The 426-nt window shown below is 39.7% G+C and carries 1 pseudogene; it reads left to right on the top strand.

Annotated features, from left to right (window positions below):
• Positions 1–137 precede the first annotated feature (137 nt).
• Positions 138–426, top strand: a pseudogene (locus DW096_RS19645) (IS1380 family transposase); the annotation flags it as partial.

The following is a 426-nucleotide window of genomic DNA, read 5'->3' as shown; positions in this document are numbered from 1 at the left end:
CCTTAATTCCGCAACACTATTATAAAATATTTTTTTTAAGTACCTGAGCAACAAAAAGTTGCTCAGGATTTTGCCATGTCAGAGGATTCACTTAACTTAGTGTTGCAAAAAAATAATCAAACAAAACCTCATCAGGCATGGCAAAAATACAAATAAAATCCGAGAAGCTCACTCCTTTTGGAGGAATATTTTCAATCATGGAGCAATTTGACTCCACATTGTCATCTGTAATCGACTCGACACTCGGTCTAAGGTGTAGCTCGTTCGGTTATCAGTACAGTGAAATCGTCCGTTCCCTCATGAGTATCTACTTCTGTGGTGGCTCATGCATTGAGGATGTCACTACTCATTTGATGAACCATCTCTCGCTCCATCCGACACTTCGTACTTGTAGTTCTGATACTATCCTCAGAGCGATAAAGGAAC

The organism is Bacteroides sp. AM07-18 (genome assembly GCF_003602695.1).
Lineage (GTDB): Bacteria > Bacteroidota > Bacteroidia > Bacteroidales > Bacteroidaceae > Bacteroides > Bacteroides uniformis.
This window is presented reverse-complemented; position numbering and strand designations above follow the sequence as displayed.